Here is a 21,446-nt window from a genome sequence, read left to right on the forward strand (position 1 = left end):
GCCGAGTGTGTCCTCGGCGTGAGGGTCCCCCCATGGCTTCGGCGAAGCCGCTGGCGACCGCGAGGCCGAGCCCGCGCCGTGCGGGGCGTCACCATCGCGCTGGAATGCCTGCCGCGCCCGAAGAGCCCCGACGGACAGCCCGGAAGACCGCGAACATGACAATGGGCCGCACCCCGCGAAGGGGTACGGCCCATGCGCATGTACGAGGGGTACGCGCGCGGAGCGGAGCTACCGGACCTCGGTGATCTCCGGTCCGCGCTGCAGCTGTCCCATGCCGCCGGAGAAGCGGGAACCGCTCTGCTCCTCCTGCTGGACGCCCTCGGGAACCATCTGGGCGTCGTTCGGCAGCTTCAGGACGATCGGGTCGCGCGGCGCCATGGGGCCCTCGCCACGGACGACGACCGCGTCCCGGAAGATCTGCTCCAGCAGCCCGGCGGTCTGCGGCTCCACCGCGCCCCGGCCGGAGATCACACCGCGCAGGAACCAGCGCGGGCCGTCCACGCCGACAAACCGGACGACCTGGAAGCCGCCCGTGCCGTCCGGCAGCTGCACCGGCACCTGAGCACGGAGCTCCCAGCCCAGCGGGCCCTCGACCTCGTCGATGACACCGCCCTGCTGGGTGATCCCGGAGGCGATCTCCTCGCGCACCTCGCCCCAGATGCCCTCACGCTTGGGTGCGGCGAAGGCCTGCAACTGGACGGCGCTGTCGCGCAGCACGACGGTCGCCGCGACGATCGCGTCGCCCGCGACCTCCACCCGCAGCTCCATGCCCTCGACCCCGGGCACGAACAGCCCGCCGAGGTCCACCCGGCCCTCGCCGGGCTCGCGCACCTCGGTGCTGTCCCAGGGCCCGTCCGGGCGCGGCTCGGGCTCCAGGCGTACGCGCTCGCGCTCGCCCTCTTCTTCTTCGTCCGCCTCAGTGTCGACGCTGTCGACGACCTGCTCGGCCTCGCCGGCCGCGTCCTCGGCGGCACCCTTCTTCTTGCGACGTCCGAACACGTCACTGTCCTTCCCGGTCGGATACGACCGAAGCGTATCGATTCCCACCCGTTGTGACGCCCACGGCGGCATGACCGCCGGTGGACCCGAAGCCCCCCTCGGCCCGCGCCGAGTCGGGAAGCTCCGCCACCTCCTGGAAGCGGACCTTCTCGACCTGCTGGACGACGAGTTGGGCAATCCGGTCGAAGCGCTCGAACCGCACGGGTTCGAGCGGGTCGAGGTTCACCACGATCACCTTGATCTCCCCACGGTACCCGGCATCAACCGTCCCCGGGGCATTCACCAGGGCCACACCGCAGCGGGCGGCAAGACCCGAGCGCGGGTGCACGAAGGCCGCGTACCCCTCCGGGAGCGCGATGGACACACCCGTGGGCAGTACGGCCCGCTCCCCCGGCTTCAGCTCACGGCTCTCGGTGGTGCGCAGATCGGCGCCGGCGTCCCCGGGGTGCGCATAGCCGGGCAGCGGGACGTCCGGGTCGACGCGCCGGATGAGGACGTCGACGGGGGTACGGCTGCCGCTCACGGGTTCACCTCGAAGGCACGGACGCGCCGGTCCTGGTCCGGGTCGTTCATGGCCGCCTGGATCTCCTCCTGGCGGCCGTTGTCGATGAAGTGATCGACTTTGACCTCCAGGAAGAGCGCGTCGGCGCGGACGGCCAGCGGGCCGTCGGGGGCGTCGACGCGTCCGGTGGCGGTCGCGTAGATCTTCCGCCCGGCGACGGCCGTCACCTCGGCCTGGAGGTACAGGACCGTGTCGACGGGCACGGGCCGGACGAAGTCGGTCTCCAGCCGTCCCGTCACCGCGATGGTGCGCAGCAGCCAGTTCAGGGAGCCGAGCGTCTCGTCGAGGGCGCTGGCCAGGACCCCGCCGTGCGCCAGCCCGGGCGCGCCCTGATGGGCGGGCTTCACGGTGAACTCGGCGGTGAGGGACACGCCCTCCCCGGCCGTTGCCTCGAGATGCAGCCCATGGGGCTGATCTCCGCCGCACCCGAAGCACTGCTCGTAATGCGCGCCGAGCAGTTCACCCGGGGCGGGTGCCTCGGGGTGCCGCACGGGCGCCGTGGCGTCGGCCGGCGGCTGCAGTGCCGCGGAAGTACCTCTCACAGCCGCAGACCTTACCCGTCCGTCAGCCCCCGGCCATCGTCCCGAGGGGCAGGGTTTCCCCTCGGACGCCCCCATTTCCGGGGCGGGACGGTGCGCGTGCCAAGCTTGACGCCATGCAGCTCTCCGCCTCGCCGTACGAAGAACGCCTCACCGCTCCCCGCACCTGGTGGCTCGTGTGTTTCCTGGTCGGGGTGTCCATGGCCCTGATCCTGCTGCCGTTCGGCACGCTGCCCCTGCTGGCCGGCCTGGCCGGTGGCACCGCGGCCGCGGCGGTCGCGGCCAGCTCGTACGGCTCGGTCCGTATCCGCGTGGTCGGCGACGCCCTGGTGGCAGGCGAAGCGAAGATCCCGGTGAGCGCCTTGGGAGAGCCCGAGATCCTCGTGCCGGAGGAGGCCCGCGCCTGGCGCACCTACAAAGCCGACGCCCGCGCTTTCATGCTCCTGCGCGCCTACATCCCCACGGCCATCCGTATCCCGGTGACCGACCCGGCGGACCCGACGCCGTACCTGTACCTGTCGACGAGGGAGCCGGAGCGTCTGGCGGCGGCGCTGGAGGCGGCGCGCACGACGGCGTAGCGCGGCGGCGGGCGGCCGTGACGGCAGGTCCGGTGCCCCCGGCGGCCTTGGGACCGCTCGCGCGGCGGCGTGGTTTCTCGCCCGATTCTTACCGTCGGCGCCCGATGATTCGCGCCTTCGACGGCGGCCCGATCGGCCTTCTCAGCCCTCGCCCAGTTCCTTCGGCTGTTCCCGGGGGCGGAGGGCGTCCGGCTGTTTGTCCAGCGGCGGCAGCTCCGGCAGCGCGTCCCACGGCACCTGTAGACGTCTCAGGTCCTTGCGGATGCGCTGTGCGAGGCGTGTGGTGTCGCGGCGGTTCATGAACGCTCCGACCGCGGCCCCGACCATGAACGGAATCAGGTTCGGCAGATTGCGCACCATACGTTTCATGATCTGCTGGCGCAGCTCACGCCTCATCTGGCCACCGAGCGCCGCGTTGATCGTCGACGGTTTGGTCACCTCGACCCCGCGCTCACCGGACCAGGAGTTCAGATAGGCGGTACTGCGCTCCCACAGATTCCCCGGCGGCCGCACCCCGTACACCTCGTGCAGCTCGGCGATCAGCTTGAGCTCGATCGAGGCGACACCGGTGATCTCGGCGGCCAGCTCGGCCGGCATGGCCGGTGGTGTCGGCAGCATGGCGGCGGCGCCGATCCCGGCGCCGACCGTGGAAGAGGCGTTCGCGGCCCCCGCGACGAGCTTGTCCGCGATCTCCTCTGGCCCGAGACCCGGGAACTGCCGACGGAGCGTCGCGAGGTCCCGTACGGGGATCCGCGGGGCCATCTCGATGATCCGGTCTGCGACATACGTCAGACCGGCCTTGGCCCGGACCCCGCCTTTGCGGGCTCCGACCCTGAAGCCCTCCTTGAGGCCCTCCTTGAGGCCGTCCAGGACGACGGCACCGTGCCGCCGGGAGACGGGCGCCGGAGTGTCCACCGGAATGGGCAGGCGTCCCCGCTCATCCGTGGCACCCCCCGACGCCTCGCCGGACGCACCTTCGAGCGAGGCCGCTCCCTGATCGGAGGAGCCCCGCTCGTCGTCACGCAGGCCGTCGGAGCCGCCATGCGGCTCCAGGTCCGCCCCCTTTCGGAAGCGGCGCTTCCAAGGAGGGGTCGAGCCAGTCACGGCCGACCCTGCCTCAGTCGCAGTCGCGGCAGATCGGCTGACCGTTCTTCTCGCGGGCCAGCTGGCTGCGGTGGTGCACCAGGAAGCAGCTCATGCAGGTGAACTCGTCCTGCTGCTTGGGCAGCACTCGGACGGCCAGCTCCTCGTTCGAGAGGTCGGCGCCCGGCAGTTCCAGGCCCTCTGCGGCCTCGAACTCGTCGACGTCCACCGAAGAGGTCGACTTGTCGTTCCGCCTGGCTTTGAGTTCTTCCAGGCTGTCCGAGTCGACGTCGTCGTCGGTCTTGCGTGGGGTGTCGTAATCCGTTGCCATGTCGCTCTCCCCCTCTGGGTGTCTGCGGTGTCTCAGCGCACGTAACGCGTGAGAGGCCGGACTTGTGCCCGACCTGAGGCGGAGATTTTGCCTCACATCAAGGTCTGTTACTCAATCGACACCCAACCGCACTCCTCAAGAGTGATCGGCATGGATGGCGAACGGGACCGTACACGGTCCGATGCCGCACTTCAAAGGCGTCTCAGCATGTACTTCCCGTGATCTCAACCCCCGAAAACCCGGATTTTCCCGGCTTTCCGACGGTCTCATGATCACTGAGAGTATATGGCCGGAAATTCGCCCTTGTGATCGATCACACATCGATCGCGCACGACCATTTAAAGCAGGCGCCCGGAGAATTCCGCGCAAAGCGAACACGTCCCATTGCCGGGCGCCATGGTCTCAGACAGGTAGGGTCACGCGCATCACGAGCCCGCCTCCCTCACGCGGCTGAGCGGCGATATGACCGCCGTGGGCGCGCGCCACGGACCGGACGATGGACAGGCCGAGGCCCACACCCTTGTCGCTGCCCGTGCGCTCCGTACGCAGCCGCCGGAACGGCTCGAAGAGGTTGTCGATCTCGTACGCGGGGACCACGGGCCCCGTGTTCGTGACCACCAGGACCGCCCGGCCGTGCTGCAGCTCCGTCGTCACCTCGACCCAGCCGCCCTCCGCCACGTTGTACCGCACGGCGTTCTGGACGAGGTTCAGCGCGATGCGCTCCAGCAGTACGCCGTTGCCCTGGACGACCGCCGGGGCGTGCTCACCGCGGATCTCCACGCCCTTGGCGTCCGCCTCGGTGCGCACCTGGTCGATGGCCTGGGAGGCGACCTCGGCGAGGTCCACGGGCTTGCGCTCGACGATCTGGTTGTCGCTGCGGGCGAGCAGCAGCAGGCCCTCCACGAGCTGTTCGCTGCGCTCGTTGGTGGCCAGCAGCGTCCTGCCGAGCTGCTGGAGCTCCGTGGGCGCGTGCGGGTCCGACAGATGCACCTCGAGCAGTGTGCGGTTGATCGCGAGCGGTGTGCGCAGTTCGTGCGAGGCGTTCCCGACGAATCTCTGCTGGGCCGTGAAGGCCCGTTGGAGCCGTTCCAGCATGTCGTCGAAGGTGTCCGCCAGTTCCTTCAGCTCGTCGTCCGGACCGTCCAGCTCGATCCGGCGGGACAGGTCCGAGCCGGCCACCGCGCGCGCGGTGCGGGTGATCCGGCCGAGCGGCGCGAGCACCCGGCCCGCCATCGCGTAGCCGAAGGCGAACGCGATCACGGCGAGGCCGAGCAGGGCCAGCAGCGAGCGGCTGAGCAGCGTGTCCAGGGCCTGCTGGCGCTCGATGGCGTCACACTGTTTGAGCACCGAGTTGATCTCGCTGTCAGGCACCGTGTTCACGGCAGGGCAGGTCGAACTGGTGATGTCGAGATTGGCCCCGGTCACTTGGAAGGACGGGCCGCCGCCCTCGTGGAGCGCCTGCGCCGCCAGCAGGTAGATGATCGACAGCAACAGGATCCCGGCGATCAGGAACATGCCGCCGTAGAGCAGCGTGAGCCTTATGCGGATGGTCGGGCGCAGCCACGGCAACGAGGTCTGCGGCCTCCTGGGGTCCCAGGTGGGTTTGGGAGGCGCCAGGGGCGGCGCGGGTGTCGTCGTCACGGGGATCAGATCCGGTAGCCGGAGCCGGGCACGGTGACGATGACCGGCGGCTCACCGAGCTTGCGGCGCAGCGTCATGACCGTCACGCGCACGACGTTGGTGAACGGGTCGGTGTTCTCGTCCCAGGCCTTTTCCAGCAGCTGCTCGGCGGAGACCACCGCTCCCTCGCTGCGCATGAGCACCTCCAGAACGGCGAACTCCTTGGGCGCGAGCTGGACCTCCTTGCCGTCGCGGAACACCTCTCGGCGGTTGGGGTCGAGCTTGATGCCGGCGCGCTCCAGGACGGGCGGCAGCGGCACGCTCGTACGCCGTCCGAGGGCGCGCACGCGTGCGATCAGCTCGCTGAACGCGAACGGTTTGGGCAGGTAGTCGTCGGCGCCGATCTCCAGGCCCTCGACGCGGTCGCTGACGTCGCCGGAGGCGGTGAGCATCAGCACGCGCGTGGGCATTCCCAGCTCGACGACCCGGCGGCAGACGTCGTCGCCGTGCACGAGCGGGAGGTCTCGGTCGAGGACGACCACGTCGTAGTCGTTGACGCCGATGCGCTCCAGGGCGGCCGCGCCGTCGTACACGACGTCGACGGCCATGGCCTCCCGGCGGAGTCCCGTGGCCACCGCATCCGCGAGCAGCTGCTCGTCCTCGACGACGAGTACGCGCACGTCGCTTGTCCTTCCTCTGGCCAACCCGCGCAGCGCGCCTTCAGGCGCGCACGGGCAGGGGTACGTGGGTGTGTGACCTCCATCCTGCCCTTTTCGGCCATAAGTCGGCGGTAAGGCGGCTGCGGGCCCTCCGGTGCGCGGGCAGGGTCGGAGGCGGGAGCCGGGAATGCGTGTTTTTTTCGTCCGGTTGAGGTTTCCACGAAAGAAAGCGGGGGGAGGACGGCTTTACACCCCGCGATCACCCTCTGCTTGTGCCGTACCACCATGCGGCACGCAGCGATCCGCTTTCCGCAGAGCGGGTGTGGGAGTCCGGCGCCGTCGCCGCCCAGGCTGGGCAGCGCTGGGCACCCGCATGAGACGTGATCGCCCCTTCCGAACGGCACACCCCCGTGCCACCGACCCACGACCCAGGACGAGGGGGCGCAGCATGGACGCATTCACCGCAGGACTTCTGCAGCGCATAAGGGCGACCGAGTCCGACCTGACACGGGCTCGTGACGAGGGCGACGACTTCCTCGCGGAGGTGGAGCAGGCCGAGCTCGACGACCTGCACCGCCTCGCCGCCGATCACGGTGTGGAGGTCGGCGCGTACAGCGTCTGATTAAGAACCCGTACGGCAGTGGGGCCCCGGCGATCCGGCCGGGGCCCCACTGTGTTGTCCACGCGGTCGCGCGTGGTGTCAGTCGTGCCAGGCGCCCAGCTCGTCCAGGCGGCTCTGGAGGACCTCGAAGAGGCCGGGCGGGGCCGCGACCGTCAGATCGGGTGAGAGGGGCTCTGACGGGCGTCCACCGGTCAGGGCGCCCGCTTCCCGGGCGATGAGGTCGCCCGCCGCGTAGTCCCAGGGGTTGAGCCCGCGCTCGTAGTACGCGTCCAGACGGCCCAGGGCCACGTCGCACAGGTCGATCGCGGCCGAGCCGCCACGGCGGATGTCGCGCACGTGGGGGATCAGCGCGCGGACCACGTCGGCCTGGCGGGCGCGGCGCTCGGCGCGATAGCCGAAGCCCGTGCCGACCAGGGCCAGCTCCAGGTCGGGGGCGGGGCGTACGCGCGCGGGGTGGTCGTTGACGTACGCGCCCTCACCGAGGACGGCCCGGTAGGTTTCGCCGCGCATCGGGGCGTAAACGACGCCGACGACCGTCTCGCCGTCCACCCGGACCGCGATGGAGACGGCCCAACTGGGCAGGCCGTACAGGTAGTTGACCGTGCCGTCGAGGGGGTCGATCACCCACTGGACACCGCTGGTGCCCTCGACGCTCGCGCCCTCCTCGCCGAGCACGCCGTCGTCCGGGCGGCGCTCGGCCAGCAGACCGGTGATCAGCTTCTCGGAGGCGATGTCCATCTCGGTGACGACGTCGACCGCGCTGGACTTGGTGGCGGCCACACCGAGGTCCTCAGGCCGGCCGTCGCGCAGGAAGGCTCCCGCGCGATGGGCGGCGTCGAGGGCGATCTCCAGCAGTTCGGCCTTCAGGCCGCCCGGCTGCTCCGGCTTGTCGGTCACGGTGCTCCTCACGCGTACGGACTGTCGACGCCCGCGGCGGCGGGCTGTGGGGCGCGGGCCGGGCAGCAGCCGACCGGGCACAGGTTGTGGCTCGCGCCGAGCGCGCCGAGGGCGCAGGGCGCGACGGACTCGCCCCGCTCGGTCGCGGCACGCTCCAGGACGAGGTCGCGGATCGCGGCGGCGAACCGGGGGTCGGCGCCCACGGTGGCCGAGCGGCGCACCGGCAGGCCCAGCTCCTCGCCCTTCGCCCTGGCCTCGGTGTCGAGGTCGTACAGGACCTCCATGTGGTCCGAGACGAAGCCGATGGGCGCCATCACGACGGCCGGGGCCCCGGCGCCGTGCAACTCCTCCAGGTGGTCGCAGATGTCCGGCTCCAGCCACGGGATGTGCGGGGCCCCGGAGCGGGACTGGTAGACGAGCTGCCAGGGGTGCTCGACGCCGGTCCGCTCGCGCACGGCCTCGACGACGAGTTTCGAGACGTCCAGGTGCTCCTCGACGTACGCGCCGCCGTCCCCGTGGTCCTCGACCGGGCCGGAGGTGTCCGCGGACGCGTTCGGGATCGAGTGGGTACAGAAGGCGATGTGCGCGCCGTCACGGACGTCCTCGGGGAGGTCGGCGAGGGACTCCAGGACGCCGTCGATCATGGGCTCAAGGAAGCCGGGGTGGTTGAAGTAGTGCCGGATCTTGTCGATCCTCGGCAGCTCCAGGCCCTCGGCCTCCAGGGCGGCGAGCGAGTCGGCCAGGTTCTCGCGGTACTGGCGGCAGCCCGAGTACGAGGCGTACGCGCTGGTGGCGAGGACCAGGATGCGGCGGCGCCCGTCGGCGACCATCTCGCGCAGGGTGTCGGTCAGATAGGGCGCCCAGTTGCGGTTGCCCCAGTAGACCGGCAGGTCCAGGCCGTGCTCGGCGAAGTCCTTGCGGAGGGCGTCGAGCAGGGCGCGGTTCTGGTCGTTGATGGGGCTGACCCCGCCGAACAGGAAGTAGTGCTGCCCGACTTCCTTGAGGCGTTCCTTGGGGATGCCGCGGCCCCGCGTCACGTTCTCCAGGAACGGAACCACGTCGTCCGGGCCCTCGGGACCGCCGAAGGAGAGCAGGAGCAGGGCGTCGTAGGGGGTGGCACCGTGGGGGGTGGCTTCGAGCGCGTCTCGCATGTCCTCGATCCTGCCACCCGGCGCCGACAGCCGGGATCCCGGCCCTCGTTCGAGCATGCATTAGGTTTGCCTAACCCGTAAGCTGTATCAGCTCGCTTCGCGCCTTACAGAGGCTTGCCACACGCCTTGCGGAGACACGCGGGCACCCCTGCCGCAGCCCGTTCCTCCGCTTCCCGGACCCACCGGAGACCTTCGTGCCCAGCCCCTACACCGCCCTGTTCGCCGCTCCCGGCACCAAGGGCTTCACCGCCGCGGGCCTCCTCGGCCGGATGCCCCTGTCGATGATGGGCATCGGCGTGGTCACGATGATCTCCCAGCTCACCGGGCGGTACGGCCTCGCGGGCGCCCTGTCGGCGACCATCGCGCTCTCCGCCGCCGTGATCGGCCCGCAGATCTCGCGCCTGGTCGACCAGCACGGGCAGCGGCAGGTGCTGCGCCCCGCGACGCTCTTCGCCCTGGCCGCCGCCGCGGGCCTGCTGTTCGCCGCGCACTACGGGTGGCCGGACTGGGTGTTGTACATCTGCTCGGCCGGCATCGGCTGTGTGCCGAGCCTCGGCGCGATGACCCGCGCGCGCTGGGCGGCCCTGTACCGAGGCACCCCGCAACTGCACACCGCGTACTCCTTCGAGTCCGTGGTGGACGAGGTCTGCTTCATCTTCGGGCCGATCTTCTCCATCGGGCTGTCGACCGCGTGGTTCCCGGAGGCCGGTCCACTGCTCGCCGCCTGCTTCCTCGCCGCGGGCGTCTTCTGGCTGACGGCCCAGCGCGCCACCGAGCCGGAGCCGCACCCGCGTGAGCATCACGACGAGGGTCGCTCGGCACTGCGCTCGCCCGGACTTCAGGTCTTGGTGGCCACGTTCGTGGCGACCGGGGCGATCTTCGGAGCCGTCGACGTGGTCACCGTGGCCTTCGCGGACGAGCGGGGCCACAAGGCCGCCGCGAGCGTGGTCCTGGCGGTCTACGCGGCCGGTTCGTGTCTCGCGGGCATCGTCTTCGGGCTGTTGCGCTTCACCGGAGCCGCCGAGCTTCGCTGGCTGCTGGGTGTCTGCGGCATGGCCGTGAGTATGATCCCACTCCTACTGGTCGGAAACTTGCCGTTTCTGGCCGTGGCGCTCTTCGTCGCGGGCCTGTCCATCGCACCCACGATGATCACGACGATGTCCCTGATCGAAGAGCACGTACCACGCGCGCAACTGACCGAGGGCATGACCTGGGTGAGCACCGGGCTCGCGGTCGGGGTCGCGCTCGGCTCCTCCGCGTCCGGCTGGGTGATCGACACGGCCGGTGCGGACGCGGGGTACGGGGTTCCGGCGGTGTCCGGAGCCGTCGCGGTCACGGTCGGTTTCTTCGGGTACCGCCGGCTGCGCAGGCCGGCTCCAAGGCGGGGAGGGCCCCATGAGCACCACAGTGATCGGGAAGAGCGGCACGTGGCGTAACTGGGCGGGGAACGTCACCGCCCGGCCCGTACGGGAGGTCACCCCTGCCTCGGTGGAGGAACTCGCCGCCGCCGTACGGCAGGCCGCCGAGGACGACCTCAGGGTGAAGGCCGTCGGCACGGGCCACTCCTTCACGGCCGCCGCCGCGACCGACGGTGTGTTGATCCGCCCTCAACTGCTGACCGGCATACGCAAGATCGATCGCGATGCCATGACCGTCACCGTCGAGGCCGGCACCCCGCTCAAGCGTCTCAACGCGGCGCTCGCGCGTGAGGGTCTGTCGCTCACCAACATGGGCGACATCATGGAGCAGACGGTGTCCGGCGCGACCAGCACCGGCACGCACGGCACCGGTCGCGAGTCGGCCTCGATCGCCGCCCAGATCAAGGGCCTTGAGCTGGTCACCGCCGACGGCTCTGTCCTCACCTGTTCCGAGACGGGGACCGACGAAGAACGAGCCGTCTTCGCCTCCGCCCGGGTCGGCATCGGCGCGCTGGGGATCATCACCGCGATCACCTTCGCCGTGGAGCCCCTCTTCCTGCTCACGGCACGGGAGGAGCCGATGCCGTTCGAGAAGGTGCTGGCCGACTTCGACGAACTCTGGGCCGAGAACGAGCACTTCGAGTTCTACTGGTTCCCGCACACCGGCAACACCAACACCAAGCGCAACAACCGCAGCGCAGGCCCGGAAAGGCCGGTGCCCCAGCTGAACAGCTGGTTCGAGGACGAGTTCCTCTCCAACGGCGTCTTCCAGGTGGCCAACTGGGTCGGCCAGGCCGTGCCCGCGACCATCCCGACGATCGCCCAGATCTCCAGCCGGGCCCTGTCCGCGCGGACCTACACCGACATCCCCTACAAGGTCTTCACCTCTCCGCGCCGGGTGCGCTTCGTGGAGATGGAGTACGCCGTGCCGCGCGAGGCGCTGGCGGAGACACTCCGTGAACTGAAGGCGATGGTGGACAAGTCGAACCTGCGGATCAGCTTTCCCGTGGAGGTCCGCACCGCCCCGGCCGACGACATCACGCTCTCCACGGCCTCCGGTCGCGACAGCGCGTACATCGCCGTCCACATGGTCAAGGGCACGCCTTATCAGGCGTACTTCACCGCCGCCGAGCGGATCTTCACCGCGCACGAGGGCCGGCCGCACTGGGGCAAGGTGCACACCCGCGACGCGGATTACTTCTCCAAGGTGTACCCCCGCTTCGGCGAGTTCACCGCTCTGAGGGACCGGCTCGACCCCGACCGGCGCTTCCAGAACGACTACTTGCGCCGCGTCCTGGGTCCGTAGCCGGGACGCCGGGCGCCGCGATCGGCCGTACGAGAAGGGGACGTACGAGCGAAGCGATTGGTTCCGTTTGTGGTGATTACGCGAACCGGACCACGTTTCGAGGGTACGAAAACGGCGCTTCGGGCAGCCAACTCCCGCCTCTCATGAGAAGTTGAGCGGCGTGCCGATCCACGCAAGTGGCCCGAATGGAGTAGTGTTGCGAGCCCTGGGACCGGACTCCCGCCAGGGTGTCCGGGGCCTACGAGGACCGCCGGGAGGGGGATCGTTGCACAGGGTGATGAAGTTCGTCACTTAGCGTTGCGAATAGATAACCGTGCCATAACGGCGACCTCGGGCTCACGCCCGACACGCCGGGCAACTCGGCAAGGTTGTGGCAGGCTGCACCCGGGCAGGCCACACTCGACTAGCGGAAGCAGCGACGCACGTGACGTCGGCAGGCACCACCCGGGAGGTCCCCATGCCCGAACTGCGTGTCGTGGCCGTCTCCAATGACGGCACACGGCTGGTGCTGAAGGCTGCCGACGCAACGGAGTACACGCTTCCGATCGACGAACGGCTGCGCGCCGCCGTCCGCGGCGACCGCCCGCGCCTCGGCCAGATCGAGATCGAGGTCGAGAGCCATCTCCGCCCCCGTGACATCCAGGCGCGTATACGCGCGGGTGCGACGGCCGAGGAGGTCGCGCAGCTCGCCGGTATCCCCGTCGACCGCGTGCGCCGCTTCGAGGGACCCGTCCTCGCCGAGCGCGCCTTCATGGCCGAGCGGGCGCGCAAGACGCCTGTCCGCCGCCCCGGTGAGAACGCGGCGGGGCCACAGCTCGGAGAAGCCGTCCAGGAGCGGCTGCTGCTGCGCGGCGCCGAGAAGGACACCGTCCAGTGGGACTCGTGGCGCCGCGACGACGGCACCTGGGAAGTCCTGTTGGTCTACTGCGTCGCGGGTGAGCCCCACTCGGCGAGCTGGACGTACGACCCGCCCCGGCGGCTCGTCCAGGCCGTCGACGAGGAGGCGCGCTCGCTGATCGGCGAGTCCGACGACCTCGGCGCGCCCGAGCCCAGCTTTCCGTTCGTACCGAGGATCGCGCGGCTTCCGCGTGATCGCCCCCTGGACCGCCAGGCGGAACGTCCCGCCCTGCCCGGGCAGTCGTCCGAGCTCGACGAGGAGAGCGTCAGCGAGCGCGAACGTGACTCGCTCACCAGCATTCTGGAAGCCGTGCCGAGCTATCGCGGCGACCTGGTGGTGCCCGAACTCCCCTCCGGGGAGCCTCAGGAGGAGTCCGTCGAGGAAGCGGCGGAGGAGGAGTCCGCGGCCCCTGCCGCCTCGGCCGGTTCCGCCTACGCGGACGTCCTCATGCCGCCGCGGTCGGTCAACGGCCACCGCGACCGGCTCATCGGCGCCACCGACCGCCAGGCCGAGGCCGACGGCGTCCGGCCGGGCCGCCGCGCGGCGGTGCCGAGCTGGGACGAGATCGTGTTCGGCACACGGCGCAAGAAACAGGAGTAGCGGAAACAGGGTCGAGCTTCGACGGCCTTCGGTTGCGGTGATCTCCGCTCTTCAGTTACTGCAGGACCGTTCATTCATACGTGCGTGGGGTCCGCGTCGTTCAGACGCGGACCCCACGTCATGTGTCACTGCGGGTCGGGGCCTGTCGCCACCGGTCGATCGCCGTCGCGGGACCACTCCGACCACGAGCCGACGTACAGGGCCGCCGGGATGCCCGCGACGGCCAGGGCGAGCACCTGGTGGGCGCCGGAGACACCTGAGCCGCAGTAGACGCCGACCTCGGTGGCGCCCGTCGCGCCGAGGGACTCGAAGCGGTCGGCGAGGTCGGCGGCCGGGCGGAACCGACCGGATTCGGTCACGTTCTCGGTGGTCGGTGCGGACACCGCGCCCGGGATGTGGCCGCCGACAGGGTCGATGGGCTCCACGTCACCGCGGTACCGCTCGGCCGCGCGCGCGTCGAGCAGCAGCCCCGAACGGGCCAGCGCGGCCGCGCCGTCCGCGTCGAGCAGCGGGAGGGTGCCCGGGGCCGGGGCGAAGGTGCCGGGGAACGGCTCCGGGATCTTGTCGGTCAGCGGACCGTCCCAGGCCGCAAGGCCGCCGTCCAGGACGCGTACCGACGGGTGTCCCGTCCAGCGGAGCAGCCACCACGCGCGCGCGGCTGCCCAGCCCAGACCGCCGTCGTACACGACGACGTCCCGGTCGGCGCAGACTCCGGCGGCCCGCATCGCCGCGCCGAAGACCTCCAGGTCGGGCAGCGGGTGCCTGCCTCCGTCGCCGGCCGGGCCGGCGAGTTCGGAATCCAAATCGACGAAAACGGCTCCCTGCAGATGCGCCTTCTCGTACTCGGTGCGCAGCTTCGGGCCACCCAACTGCCAGCGGACGTCCAGGAGGACGGGCGGATTGGATCCCGCCAGCTCGTCGGCGAGTTCGGCTGCGGAAATGATGGCGTTCATGGTGCCCATCCTTGCGCACGGGGTGGCCGCCTGGCTCCGCTCCGGATACTCTGCCCGCCGGCGGGTCCGATCACGTGGCGTATGGGATCGGGCACATGCCGTACAGCCGATGGGCATCGCGGTTGGCAAGGGCGCCGACACGGATGAGCGAAGGCAGGCCGGGCACCCTTTCGCCGTACCGAGTCACGACGGTGCGGCACGGGCGCGGGGCGCGACGCGTGGTGCGAGCATCGGCACGGAGTGTGATCGCGTGTGACCGCGGTGCGCGTGTATCGCGGAGCGGATGGACACGGCCGCCGCGAGGGGCCGAGGAGAGAGTGACGATGACCGAGGCACGGGGGTCGACCGGCCTGCACGGTGAGAGGCACCCGCCCGGCACACCCTGCTGGGTGAGTCTGATGGTGCACGGGCTGGCCACGACCCAGGAGTTCTACGGTGAGCTGTTCGGTTGGGAATTCCAACCCGGTCCCCAGCAGCTAGGGCCGTACGTGCGCGCACTGCTCGACGGGCATGAGGTGGCGGGCATCGGCCAGCTGCCGCCCGACCGGCACCTGCCCATCGCGTGGACGCCGTACTTCGCCTCGGACGACGTGGACCTGACTGCCGAGACGGTACGGCACTGCGGTGGCACGGTGGGGGTCGGTCCGTTGGACGCGGGCGCGGCCGGACGGCTGGCGATCGCCTCGGACCCCATGGGCGCGGTCTTCGGCATCTGGCAGGCCGCCGAACTCCTCGGCACGGACATCACGGGGGTGCCCGGTACCCCGGCCTGGGACGAACTCCTCACCTACGACTCCGCGAACGTCGCCAAGTTCTACCGGACCGCCTTCGGCTACGAGGAGGAGACGGTCGTCTCCGCCGACCTCGACCCCGTCACCCTCAACATCAAGGGCCACCCGGTCGCAGGCATCCACGGCGTCGGCAACACCCTCCCCCGCGACCGCGGCGCCCACTGGCTCACCTACTTCGAGGTCGCCGATACCGACGAGGCGGCCACCCGAGCGGTCGAACTGGGCGGCCATGTTCTGACCCCGCCCCACGACACCCCCCAGGGCCGTGTGGCCAAGGTGACGGACCCGGAGGGGGCGGTGTTCGCACTGGTGCACATGGTGCGGGGTGAAGACTGAGGGGTCGGGCCGCCAAGAGGTCGTACGGGGGCGCGGCTTCTCCGCCGACGTCGGGCCAGGGACAGACCTAGGTCTGGGACACCGGCAGTACGTCCGGGGACAGGGCTGCCGCTCGGGCCGTGGCCGCCGTCATGCGGCGGCGGTGGTGGCGGCGGCAGAGGACCTCGTAGCCCACGGCTTCCGCTTGGTTGACGTCGCCTACGACCACCTGGGCGCCCTCTACGACCATGTGGCCGCCGACGGTGCGGGCGTTGTGGGTGGCGCGGGCGCCGCACCAGCACAGGGCCTCGACCTGGAGGACCTCGACCCGGTCGGCGAGTTCGACGAGTCGCTGGGAGCCGGGGAAGAGCTTGGAGCGGAAGTCGGTGGTGATGCCGAAGGCGTAGACGTCTAGGCCCAGGTCGTCGACGACGCGGGCCAGTTGGTCGATCTGCTCGGGGGCGAGGAACTGCGCCTCGTCCGCGATCACGTAGTCCGCGCGGCGGCCTTTCGAGAGGTGGTCGACGAGGTAGGCGTAGAGGTCCTGGCCGTCCTCGACCTCCACGGCGTCCGTGACCAGGCCGAGGCGGGAGGAGAGCTTACCCTCGCCCGCGCGGTCGTCACGCGTGAAGATCATGCCCTGGAGGCCGCGCGCGGAGCGGTTGTGCTCTATCTGGAGGGCCAGCGTCGACTTCCCGCAGTCCATGGTTCCGGAGAAGAACACAAGCTCGGGCATGGGGAGTTGAGGACCTTTCGGCGGAGGAGAGGATGCGGGAGAGGCAAGGCGGACGGCCCGCGGCTCAGGAACGTACTTCCAGGAGTGGGACGAGCTGTTCGACCGGCGTCATCGAGCCGTGGTTGCCGACCATCGCCGACTCCTTGGGCTCCCGCTCGGAGGCGATGATCAGGACGTCGTCCCGGGCGGCCGCGACCACGTCACCGATCCGGGCGTACACCCGTTCGTCCACCTGCGGGCCGAACCAGCCCGCCGCGATCGCCTCGTCCCGTGAGGCCACCCAGAACTGCTCGCCGAGCACCTCGCGCCAGCAGGTCAGCACGTCCGACTCGGCGCCGGGCAGCGCGTAGACGTGACGGGCGCGGCCCTCGCCGCCCAGCAGGGCGACCCCGGCGCGCAGTTCCCAGTCCTCGTCGAAGTCGATGCGGTGCTGTTCGTCGAACGGGATGTCGATCATGCCGTGGTCGGCGGTGACGTACAGGGCCGTGCGCGGCGGGAGTTGCTCCGCGAGGCGCTGGACCAGCCGGTCGACGTACATGAGTTGTCCGCGCCAGGCGTCGGAGTCGACGCCGAAGCGGTGCCCCTTGCCGTCCACCTCGGAGTAGTACGTGTAGACCAACGAGCGGTCCCCGGCGGCCAGTTGCTCGGCGGCCAGGTCCATGCGGTCCTCGCCGGAGAGACGGCCGTGGAACGTGCCGCCGCTGAGGGCGATCTGGGTGAGCGGGGTGTTCTGGAAGGCCGGCGACGAGACCTGGGCGGTGTGCACACCCGCGTCGTCGGCCAGCTGGAAGATCGTGGGGTACGGCTGCCATGCGCGCGGCGAGGTCCACGGCTGCCAGCGGAGCTGGTTCATCAGCTCGCCGGTCTCCGGGTTGCGGGCGGTGTATCCGGGCAGGCCGTGCGCCCCCGGCGGCAGGCCCGTGCCCACGGAGGCCAGTGAGGTCGCCGTCGTCGCCGGGTAGCCCGCGGTGATGGGGCGGCCCGTGCCGCCGCGCGAGGACGCCAGCAGCGAGGTCATGAAGGGGGCCTCGTCCGGGTGCGCCCTCAGCTGCTCCCAGCCCAGCCCGTCGATCAGGAAGACGCAGTTGCGGTCGGCCGCGGTCAGTTCCGGTATCGCGGCGGTCGCCCCGGGGACGCTCATGCCCGCCGCGAGGGTGGGCAGGAGGTCGGCGAGCGAGCCGGCGCCGTACTCGGGGACGGGCGCGGATCCGACGGCGAGGGGCTCCGGGTGGTCCCAGGTGGGCAGTGCCATCAGCGGGCGAGGTCCGCGGTCGCCTCGGAGAGGGACTGCGCGAAGGCGAGCGCCTGACGCACGGTCTCCGGGCCGTCCCCGGCCTCGCTGACGCGCAGGCTGAGGTCGTCCGCCGTCGAGCTGCCCGTGTATCCGTGGTCCGCCTCGCAGTTGGGGTCGCCGCAGGCCGCGGGCTCCAGGTCGATGCGGGAGACGGCGCCCCAGCCGATGGTCAGGACGACCTCACGGGGCAGCGTGCCCGGCTTGTACGACTCCGGGTTGGCGACCACGCGGCTGACGACGACCGATGAGATCCGGCCGAGCTTCACGGACTCCGTGGACGTCGTGGCGTACGGCGTCGGGGAGGTGTTGTCCGCGGCCTGCTCGTCGGTGTGGCTGACGATGAAGCGGTTGCCCGTGAGGACCAGCACGGTCACGTGCCGCCGCACCTCGTTGGCGTCGAACGTGGTCTCCTGATGGACCAGGTACGACTTGATGGCCTCGCCGCCGACAGCGGCCTCCACCGCCTCGGCCACGAGGGCCGGGTAGTAGCCGCTGCGCTCGATCGCCGCACGCAGCCCCTGGGTCGTCGTACTGGTCTTGGCCATGACGTCCATCCTACGGTGGCGCACTGACTGCGAGGGACCGCTCTGCCCTCTCTGTCATGGACGGATCGGTACGACGGTCTGTACTCCATGTGTACCCGGCCGCACACCATCGGTACCCGCCCGCCGCCCGGTCGGCACCTGACCGGCGCCCGGTCAGTACACCGGGAGCGTCCTCGGGCCGAGGTCGTCGCGGACGGGCGGGCGCGCGAGCCGCACGGTGGCGCCGAGCACGCTCAGTCCTCGCGGGGCGACGACGACCGGTTCCAGGGAGACCGCGACGACCTCGGGGTGGTCGTCGACCAGCCGCGACACCCGGGACAGCAGTTCCTCCAGCGCACCCGTGTCGACCGGGGCCGAGCCCCTCCAGCCGAAGAGGAGGGGTGCCGTCCGGATCGACCGGACCAGTGAGGCCACGTCCCGCCCGGTGGCCGGAATCAGCCGGTGCGCGATGTCTCCGAGCAGCTGCGACGCGGGCCCGGCGAGCCCGAAGGACAGCACCGCTCCGGCCGCGGGGTCGATCACCGTCCGCACGATCGTGTCGACGCCGCGCGGGGCCATGCCCTGGACGACCGGACGCAGCTCTTCCGGCCCGCCGAACAGCTCCGTCAACTCGGCGTACGCCCGCCGCAGTTGCTCCTCGTCCGCCAGGTCGAGGCGGACGCCGCCCAGGTCGGCGCGGTGCCGCAGGTGCGGGGCGGTCGTCTTGAGCGCCACGGGGTAGCCGATCGCGCGGGCCGCGGCCACGGCCTCGTCCGGGGTGGGCGCGGGCCGAGCCTCCCGCACCCGGATGCCGTAGCGCGCGAGCAGCTCACAGGTCTCGGCCGTACCGAGCGTGAGCCCCTCGCCTCGCGCGAGCAGCCCGTCGATCTGCTCGGCGGCCCCCTTCTCGTCGATGTCCTCGTACACGGGCACTTTCCCGGGGTCCACCCCGTCCCGCCGCCACTGGGCGTACTTCACGGCTTCGGCGAGGGCGCGGACGGCGCGCTCGGCGGCGGGGTAGGCGGGGATGAGGCGGGCGTCCGAAGAGGGCGCGTCCGACGCCTCCCGCACTTCGGTGGGAGGTCGTTCCGCAGGGCGGAACGGGTGGGCACCGCCTGCGGCGCCGGGTGCCGATTCGGCCGCCTGGGGCCCGGTGCTGGCCGCAGCGGACAACGCCGCCGCCAGGCCGCCCAGCTCGACGTGCACCACGAGCACCGGCTTCGACGGCGTCGCCGCCGCCGCTGCCCGCAACGCCTCCGCCAGCTCCGCATCGCCGGGCGACACCTCCCCGAGCGCCGGTATCGCGGTCACCACCACCGCGTCGCACGAGTCGTCGGCCAGCGCCCGCGACAACGCCGCGTGGAAGTCCTGCGCCGAGGCGCCCGTGGTCAGGTCCAGCGGACGCAGCGGTCGCAGCCCCTCGGAGAGGCACGCGTCGTAGGTGAGCAGCCCCAGCGACTCCGAGTTCCCCAGGATCGCCACCCTCGGCCCCGCCGGCAGCGGCTGCCGGGCCAGCAGCAGCCCCGTGTCGACCAGGTCCGTGATCGTGTCGACCCGGATCACCCCTGCCTGGCGCAGCAGCTCGGACACCGTGGCGTGGGGCAGCCGCGTGGCTCGTACGGCGTGCCCCTGGGGAGCGGAGCCGTGACGCGCCCCCTGCACCACCACGAGCGGCTTGACCGCGGCCGTGCGCCGGGCGAGGCGGGTGAACTTGCGCGGGTTGCCGATGGACTCCAGGTACATCAGGACGACATCGGTGTCCGGGTCCTCGTACCAGTACTGGAGGACGTCGTTCCCCGAGACGTCCGCCCGGTTGCCCGACGACACGAATGTCGACACGCCTGTGACCCCGGTGACTCCTCCCCCGCGTCGGTGCAGCCGGGACAGCAGGGCGATGCCGATGGCGCCGGACTGGGCGAAGAGGCCGATACGGCCGGAGCGGGGCATCTCGGGGGCGAGCGAGGCGTTCAGCCGTACCTCGGGGGAGGTGTTGATGATGCCGAAGGCGTTCGGGCCGATGATGCGCATGCCGTACGTGCGCGCCTGGCGGACCAGATCGCGCTGGCGCTCACGCCCCTCGGGACCGCTCTCGGCGTACCCGGCGGAGACGACCACGAGCCCCTGCACGCCGTGCTCGCCGCACTCGGCGACGGCCTCGGGGACGTAGGCGGCCGGGACGGCGACGACCGCGAGGTCGACGGGCCCCTCGATGTCCCCGACGGAGCGGTACGCCGGGACGCCGTCGAGTTCCTTCTCCTCTTCCCGCATGCCCTTGTTCACCGCGTACAACTTCCCGCAGAACCCCGCGTCCCGCAGGTTGGCGAGCACGCTGCGGCCCACTCCCCCGGACGCGCGCCCGGCGCCGACGACGGCGACCGAGCCGGGGGCGAGCAGTCGCTGCACGGACCGGGCCTCGGCGCGCTGCTCCCGCGCGCGCTGCACGGCGAGGGAGCGGTCGGTGGGCTCCAGGCCGAATTCGAGGCGTACGACGCCGTCCTCGAAGCTGCGCTTCTGCTGGTACCCGGCGTCCGTGAACACCTTGATCATCTTGCTGTTGGCAGGGAGCACCTCGGCGGCGAAGCGCCTGATGCCGCGCTCGCGGGCGACAGCGGCGATGTGTTCGAGGAGAGCGGAGGCGACGCCACGCCCCTGATGGGCGTCCTGGACGAGGAAGGCGACCTCGGCCTCGTCGGCGGGGGCCGACGCGGGCATGCCGTCGGCGTCGATTCGGTCATAGCGTACGGTGGCGATGAACTCGCCGCCGACCGTGGCCGCGAGTCCCACCCGGTCCACGAAGTCGTGGTGCGTGAAGCGGTGGACGTCCTTGGCGGACAGGCGAGGGTACGGCGCGAAGAAGCGGTAGTACTTCGACTCGTCCGAGACCTGCTCGTAGAAGCTGACCAGGCGCTCGGCGTCATCAACGGTGATGGGCCTGACGCGTGCGGTGCCGCCGTCGCGCAGCACCACGTCGGCCTCCCAGTGGGCGGGGTACTCGTGCCGGTCCGACGAGGTCTGCATGGGCCCCAGAGTACGGCTCGCGTCCGTGTGCGGCGCGAGGCAGTCTGGGGAAGCACAACTGCCGGTTGACGGTCAGGCCGTGGGCCCGATTCCGGCGCGCTTCACGATATGGGAAACTGGTCTAGACAACCCGGTCTAGACCTCTTGAGTCACTCAATACATCCGAAGGGCAGCATCACATGGCTGAGCGCCGCGTCAACGTCGGCTGGGCCGAGGGCCTCCACGCCCGCCCCGCATCCATCTTCGTCCGGGCCACCACGGCCGCCGGTATCCCCGTGACGATCGCCAAGGCCGACGGCAACGCCGTCAACGCGGCCTCCATGCTGGCGGTCCTGGGCCTCGGCGCCCAGGGCGGCGAGGAGATCGTCCTGGCCTCCGACGCGGAGGGCGCGGACATCGCGCTCGACCGTCTGGCCAAGCTCGTCTCCGAGGGGCTCGAGGAGCTTCCCGAGACGGTCTGAGCGACGCGGTGAGGCCCTGAGGGCCACCACCACCCGCACGCGACACCGAAGGGCTCGTCCGATTTATCGGGCGGGCCCTTCGCATTTCCGT

21 protein-coding genes are annotated in these 21,446 nt (G+C 71.0%); 7 read left to right on the top strand and 14 right to left on the bottom strand.

Features of this window, described 5'->3' with window-relative positions; translation table 11 throughout:
* Positions 1-228: 228 nt before the first annotated feature.
* Genes SGFS_RS17555 through SGFS_RS17565 form a run of 3 tightly spaced genes read right to left on the bottom strand, consistent with a single transcriptional unit; the run spans position 229 to position 2,103 of the window.
* Positions 229-999 carry a DUF3710 domain-containing protein gene (locus tag SGFS_RS17555; protein WP_286251368.1) on the bottom strand — a complete coding sequence of 257 codons (771 nt, stop codon included), beginning with the start codon at positions 997-999 and terminating at the stop codon, positions 229-231.
* Between the two features lies 1 nt (position 1,000).
* Positions 1,001-1,522 (bottom strand): dUTP diphosphatase, encoded by a 522-nt coding sequence (gene dut / locus SGFS_RS17560; RefSeq protein WP_286251369.1) that lies wholly within the window; start codon positions 1,520-1,522, stop codon positions 1,001-1,003.
* Positions 1,519-2,103, bottom strand: a complete 585-nt coding sequence (locus tag SGFS_RS17565) for a PaaI family thioesterase (RefSeq protein WP_286251370.1) — start codon at positions 2,101-2,103, stop codon at positions 1,519-1,521. Before SGFS_RS17565 ends, dut begins: the two co-directional genes overlap by 4 nt.
* A gap of 113 nt (positions 2,104-2,216) precedes the next feature.
* Here SGFS_RS17565 and SGFS_RS17570 point away from each other — a divergent pair, with 113 nt between their 5' ends.
* Positions 2,217-2,678 (top strand): DUF3093 domain-containing protein, encoded by a 462-nt coding sequence (locus tag SGFS_RS17570; RefSeq protein WP_286251372.1) that lies wholly within the window; start codon positions 2,217-2,219, stop codon positions 2,676-2,678.
* A gap of 141 nt (positions 2,679-2,819) precedes the next feature.
* On the opposite strand, the gene SGFS_RS17575 is transcribed toward SGFS_RS17570, so the two are convergent.
* The 4 genes from SGFS_RS17575 to SGFS_RS17590 all read right to left on the bottom strand — a co-directional run bounded on the left by SGFS_RS17575 (position 2,820) and on the right by SGFS_RS17590 (position 6,392).
* Positions 2,820-3,782 (bottom strand): hypothetical protein, encoded by a 963-nt coding sequence (locus SGFS_RS17575; protein WP_286251374.1) that lies wholly within the window; start codon positions 3,780-3,782, stop codon positions 2,820-2,822.
* A gap of 13 nt (positions 3,783-3,795) precedes the next feature.
* Entirely contained in the window at positions 3,796-4,092 is a 297-nt protein-coding gene (locus SGFS_RS17580; RefSeq protein ID WP_003997302.1) for a DUF4193 domain-containing protein, read from the bottom strand.
* Between the two features lie 402 nt (positions 4,093-4,494).
* Positions 4,495-5,733: a sensor histidine kinase gene (locus SGFS_RS17585; protein WP_286251414.1), complete on the bottom strand. Its 1,239-nt coding sequence runs from the start codon at positions 5,731-5,733 to the stop codon at positions 4,495-4,497.
* Between the two features lie 5 nt (positions 5,734-5,738).
* Entirely contained in the window at positions 5,739-6,392 is a 654-nt protein-coding gene (locus SGFS_RS17590; RefSeq protein ID WP_094216398.1) for a response regulator transcription factor, read from the bottom strand.
* A gap of 427 nt (positions 6,393-6,819) precedes the next feature.
* Between SGFS_RS17590 and SGFS_RS17595 the strand changes: the two genes are divergently transcribed.
* A complete protein-coding gene (locus SGFS_RS17595) occupies positions 6,820-6,993 on the top strand; it encodes a hypothetical protein (RefSeq protein WP_286251421.1) in 174 nt (57 codons plus the stop codon).
* A 78-nt stretch (positions 6,994-7,071) separates the two neighbouring features.
* Here SGFS_RS17595 and SGFS_RS17600 read toward each other — a convergent pair whose 3' ends face one another.
* A complete protein-coding gene (locus SGFS_RS17600; protein ID WP_286251423.1) occupies positions 7,072-7,890 on the bottom strand; it encodes an inositol monophosphatase family protein in 819 nt (272 codons plus the stop codon).
* 8 nt (positions 7,891-7,898) lie between these two features.
* On the bottom strand, positions 7,899-9,041 hold the full coding sequence (locus SGFS_RS17605) for a ferrochelatase (RefSeq protein WP_286251424.1): 1,143 nt from the start codon (positions 9,039-9,041) through the stop codon (positions 7,899-7,901).
* Positions 9,042-9,235: 194 nt separating this feature from the next.
* Between SGFS_RS17605 and SGFS_RS17610 the strand changes: the two genes are divergently transcribed.
* The 3 genes from SGFS_RS17610 to sepH all read left to right on the top strand — a co-directional run bounded on the left by SGFS_RS17610 (position 9,236) and on the right by sepH (position 13,263).
* The gene (locus SGFS_RS17610; protein ID WP_286251426.1) at positions 9,236-10,477 is read left to right on the top strand and encodes an MFS transporter; all 1,242 of its coding nucleotides are present in this window, start codon (positions 9,236-9,238) and stop codon (positions 10,475-10,477) included.
* Positions 10,437-11,765, top strand: coding sequence for a D-arabinono-1,4-lactone oxidase (locus SGFS_RS17615; protein ID WP_286251428.1), 1,329 nt, complete (start codon positions 10,437-10,439; stop codon positions 11,763-11,765). The genes SGFS_RS17610 and SGFS_RS17615 overlap by 41 nt, the downstream gene beginning before the upstream one ends.
* Before the next feature lie 457 nt (positions 11,766-12,222).
* Complete coding sequence (sepH, locus tag SGFS_RS17620; protein WP_286251429.1) at positions 12,223-13,263, top strand: septation protein SepH; 1,041 nt, start codon at positions 12,223-12,225, stop codon at positions 13,261-13,263.
* Positions 13,264-13,388: 125 nt separating this feature from the next.
* Here sepH and SGFS_RS17625 read toward each other — a convergent pair whose 3' ends face one another.
* Positions 13,389-14,216 carry a sulfurtransferase gene (locus SGFS_RS17625; protein WP_286251431.1) on the bottom strand — a complete coding sequence of 276 codons (828 nt, stop codon included), beginning with the start codon at positions 14,214-14,216 and terminating at the stop codon, positions 13,389-13,391.
* 323 nt (positions 14,217-14,539) lie between these two features.
* Here SGFS_RS17625 and SGFS_RS17630 point away from each other — a divergent pair, with 323 nt between their 5' ends.
* A complete protein-coding gene (locus tag SGFS_RS17630) occupies positions 14,540-15,343 on the top strand; it encodes a VOC family protein (RefSeq protein WP_286251432.1) in 804 nt (267 codons plus the stop codon).
* A gap of 67 nt (positions 15,344-15,410) precedes the next feature.
* On the opposite strand, the gene SGFS_RS17635 is transcribed toward SGFS_RS17630, so the two are convergent.
* The 4 genes from SGFS_RS17635 to SGFS_RS17650 all read right to left on the bottom strand — a co-directional run bounded on the left by SGFS_RS17635 (position 15,411) and on the right by SGFS_RS17650 (position 20,894).
* Positions 15,411-16,058, bottom strand: a complete 648-nt coding sequence (locus SGFS_RS17635) for a thymidine kinase (protein ID WP_286251433.1) — start codon at positions 16,056-16,058, stop codon at positions 15,411-15,413.
* Positions 16,059-16,122: 64 nt separating this feature from the next.
* Positions 16,123-17,310: an alkaline phosphatase family protein gene (locus SGFS_RS17640; protein ID WP_286251435.1), complete on the bottom strand. Its 1,188-nt coding sequence runs from the start codon at positions 17,308-17,310 to the stop codon at positions 16,123-16,125.
* Positions 17,310-17,897 (bottom strand): DUF5998 family protein, encoded by a 588-nt coding sequence (locus tag SGFS_RS17645; protein ID WP_286251437.1) that lies wholly within the window; start codon positions 17,895-17,897, stop codon positions 17,310-17,312. Before SGFS_RS17645 ends, SGFS_RS17640 begins: the two co-directional genes overlap by 1 nt.
* A 153-nt stretch (positions 17,898-18,050) precedes the next feature.
* Positions 18,051-20,894, bottom strand: coding sequence for a bifunctional acetate--CoA ligase family protein/GNAT family N-acetyltransferase (locus SGFS_RS17650; protein WP_286251439.1), 2,844 nt, complete (start codon positions 20,892-20,894; stop codon positions 18,051-18,053).
* 179 nt (positions 20,895-21,073) lie between these two features.
* Here SGFS_RS17650 and SGFS_RS17655 point away from each other — a divergent pair, with 179 nt between their 5' ends.
* Positions 21,074-21,355, top strand: a complete 282-nt coding sequence (locus tag SGFS_RS17655; RefSeq protein WP_286251440.1) for an HPr family phosphocarrier protein — start codon at positions 21,074-21,076, stop codon at positions 21,353-21,355.
* Positions 21,356-21,446: the final 91 nt, after the last annotated feature.

It is taken from the genome of Streptomyces graminofaciens, from assembly GCF_030294945.1.
GTDB lineage: Bacteria > Actinomycetota > Actinomycetes > Streptomycetales > Streptomycetaceae > Streptomyces > Streptomyces graminofaciens.

Excerpts from the sequence above, each read along its gene's own strand:
- SGFS_RS17650 (WP_286251439.1), bottom strand. The coding sequence starts at position 20,894 with ATGCAGACCTCGTCGGACCGGCACGAGTACCCCGCCCACTGGGAGGCC.
- SGFS_RS17605 (WP_286251424.1), bottom strand. The coding sequence starts at position 9,041 with ATGCGAGACGCGCTCGAAGCCACCCCCCACGGTGCCACCCCCTACGAC.
- SGFS_RS17615 (WP_286251428.1), top strand. The coding sequence starts at position 10,437 with ATGAGCACCACAGTGATCGGGAAGAGCGGCACGTGGCGTAACTGGGCG.
- SGFS_RS17630 (WP_286251432.1), top strand. The coding sequence starts at position 14,540 with ATGACCGAGGCACGGGGGTCGACCGGCCTGCACGGTGAGAGGCACCCG.
- SGFS_RS17625 (WP_286251431.1), bottom strand. The coding sequence starts at position 14,216 with ATGAACGCCATCATTTCCGCAGCCGAACTCGCCGACGAGCTGGCGGGA.
- SGFS_RS17580 (WP_003997302.1), bottom strand. The coding sequence starts at position 4,092 with ATGGCAACGGATTACGACACCCCACGCAAGACCGACGACGACGTCGAC.
- SGFS_RS17635 (WP_286251433.1), bottom strand. The coding sequence starts at position 16,058 with ATGCCCGAGCTTGTGTTCTTCTCCGGAACCATGGACTGCGGGAAGTCG.
- sepH (WP_286251429.1), top strand. The coding sequence starts at position 12,223 with ATGCCCGAACTGCGTGTCGTGGCCGTCTCCAATGACGGCACACGGCTG.
- SGFS_RS17655 (WP_286251440.1), top strand. The coding sequence starts at position 21,074 with ATGGCTGAGCGCCGCGTCAACGTCGGCTGGGCCGAGGGCCTCCACGCC.
- SGFS_RS17640 (WP_286251435.1), bottom strand. The coding sequence starts at position 17,310 with ATGGCACTGCCCACCTGGGACCACCCGGAGCCCCTCGCCGTCGGATCC.
- SGFS_RS17595 (WP_286251421.1), top strand. The coding sequence starts at position 6,820 with ATGGACGCATTCACCGCAGGACTTCTGCAGCGCATAAGGGCGACCGAG.
- SGFS_RS17570 (WP_286251372.1), top strand. The coding sequence starts at position 2,217 with ATGCAGCTCTCCGCCTCGCCGTACGAAGAACGCCTCACCGCTCCCCGC.
- SGFS_RS17645 (WP_286251437.1), bottom strand. The coding sequence starts at position 17,897 with ATGGCCAAGACCAGTACGACGACCCAGGGGCTGCGTGCGGCGATCGAG.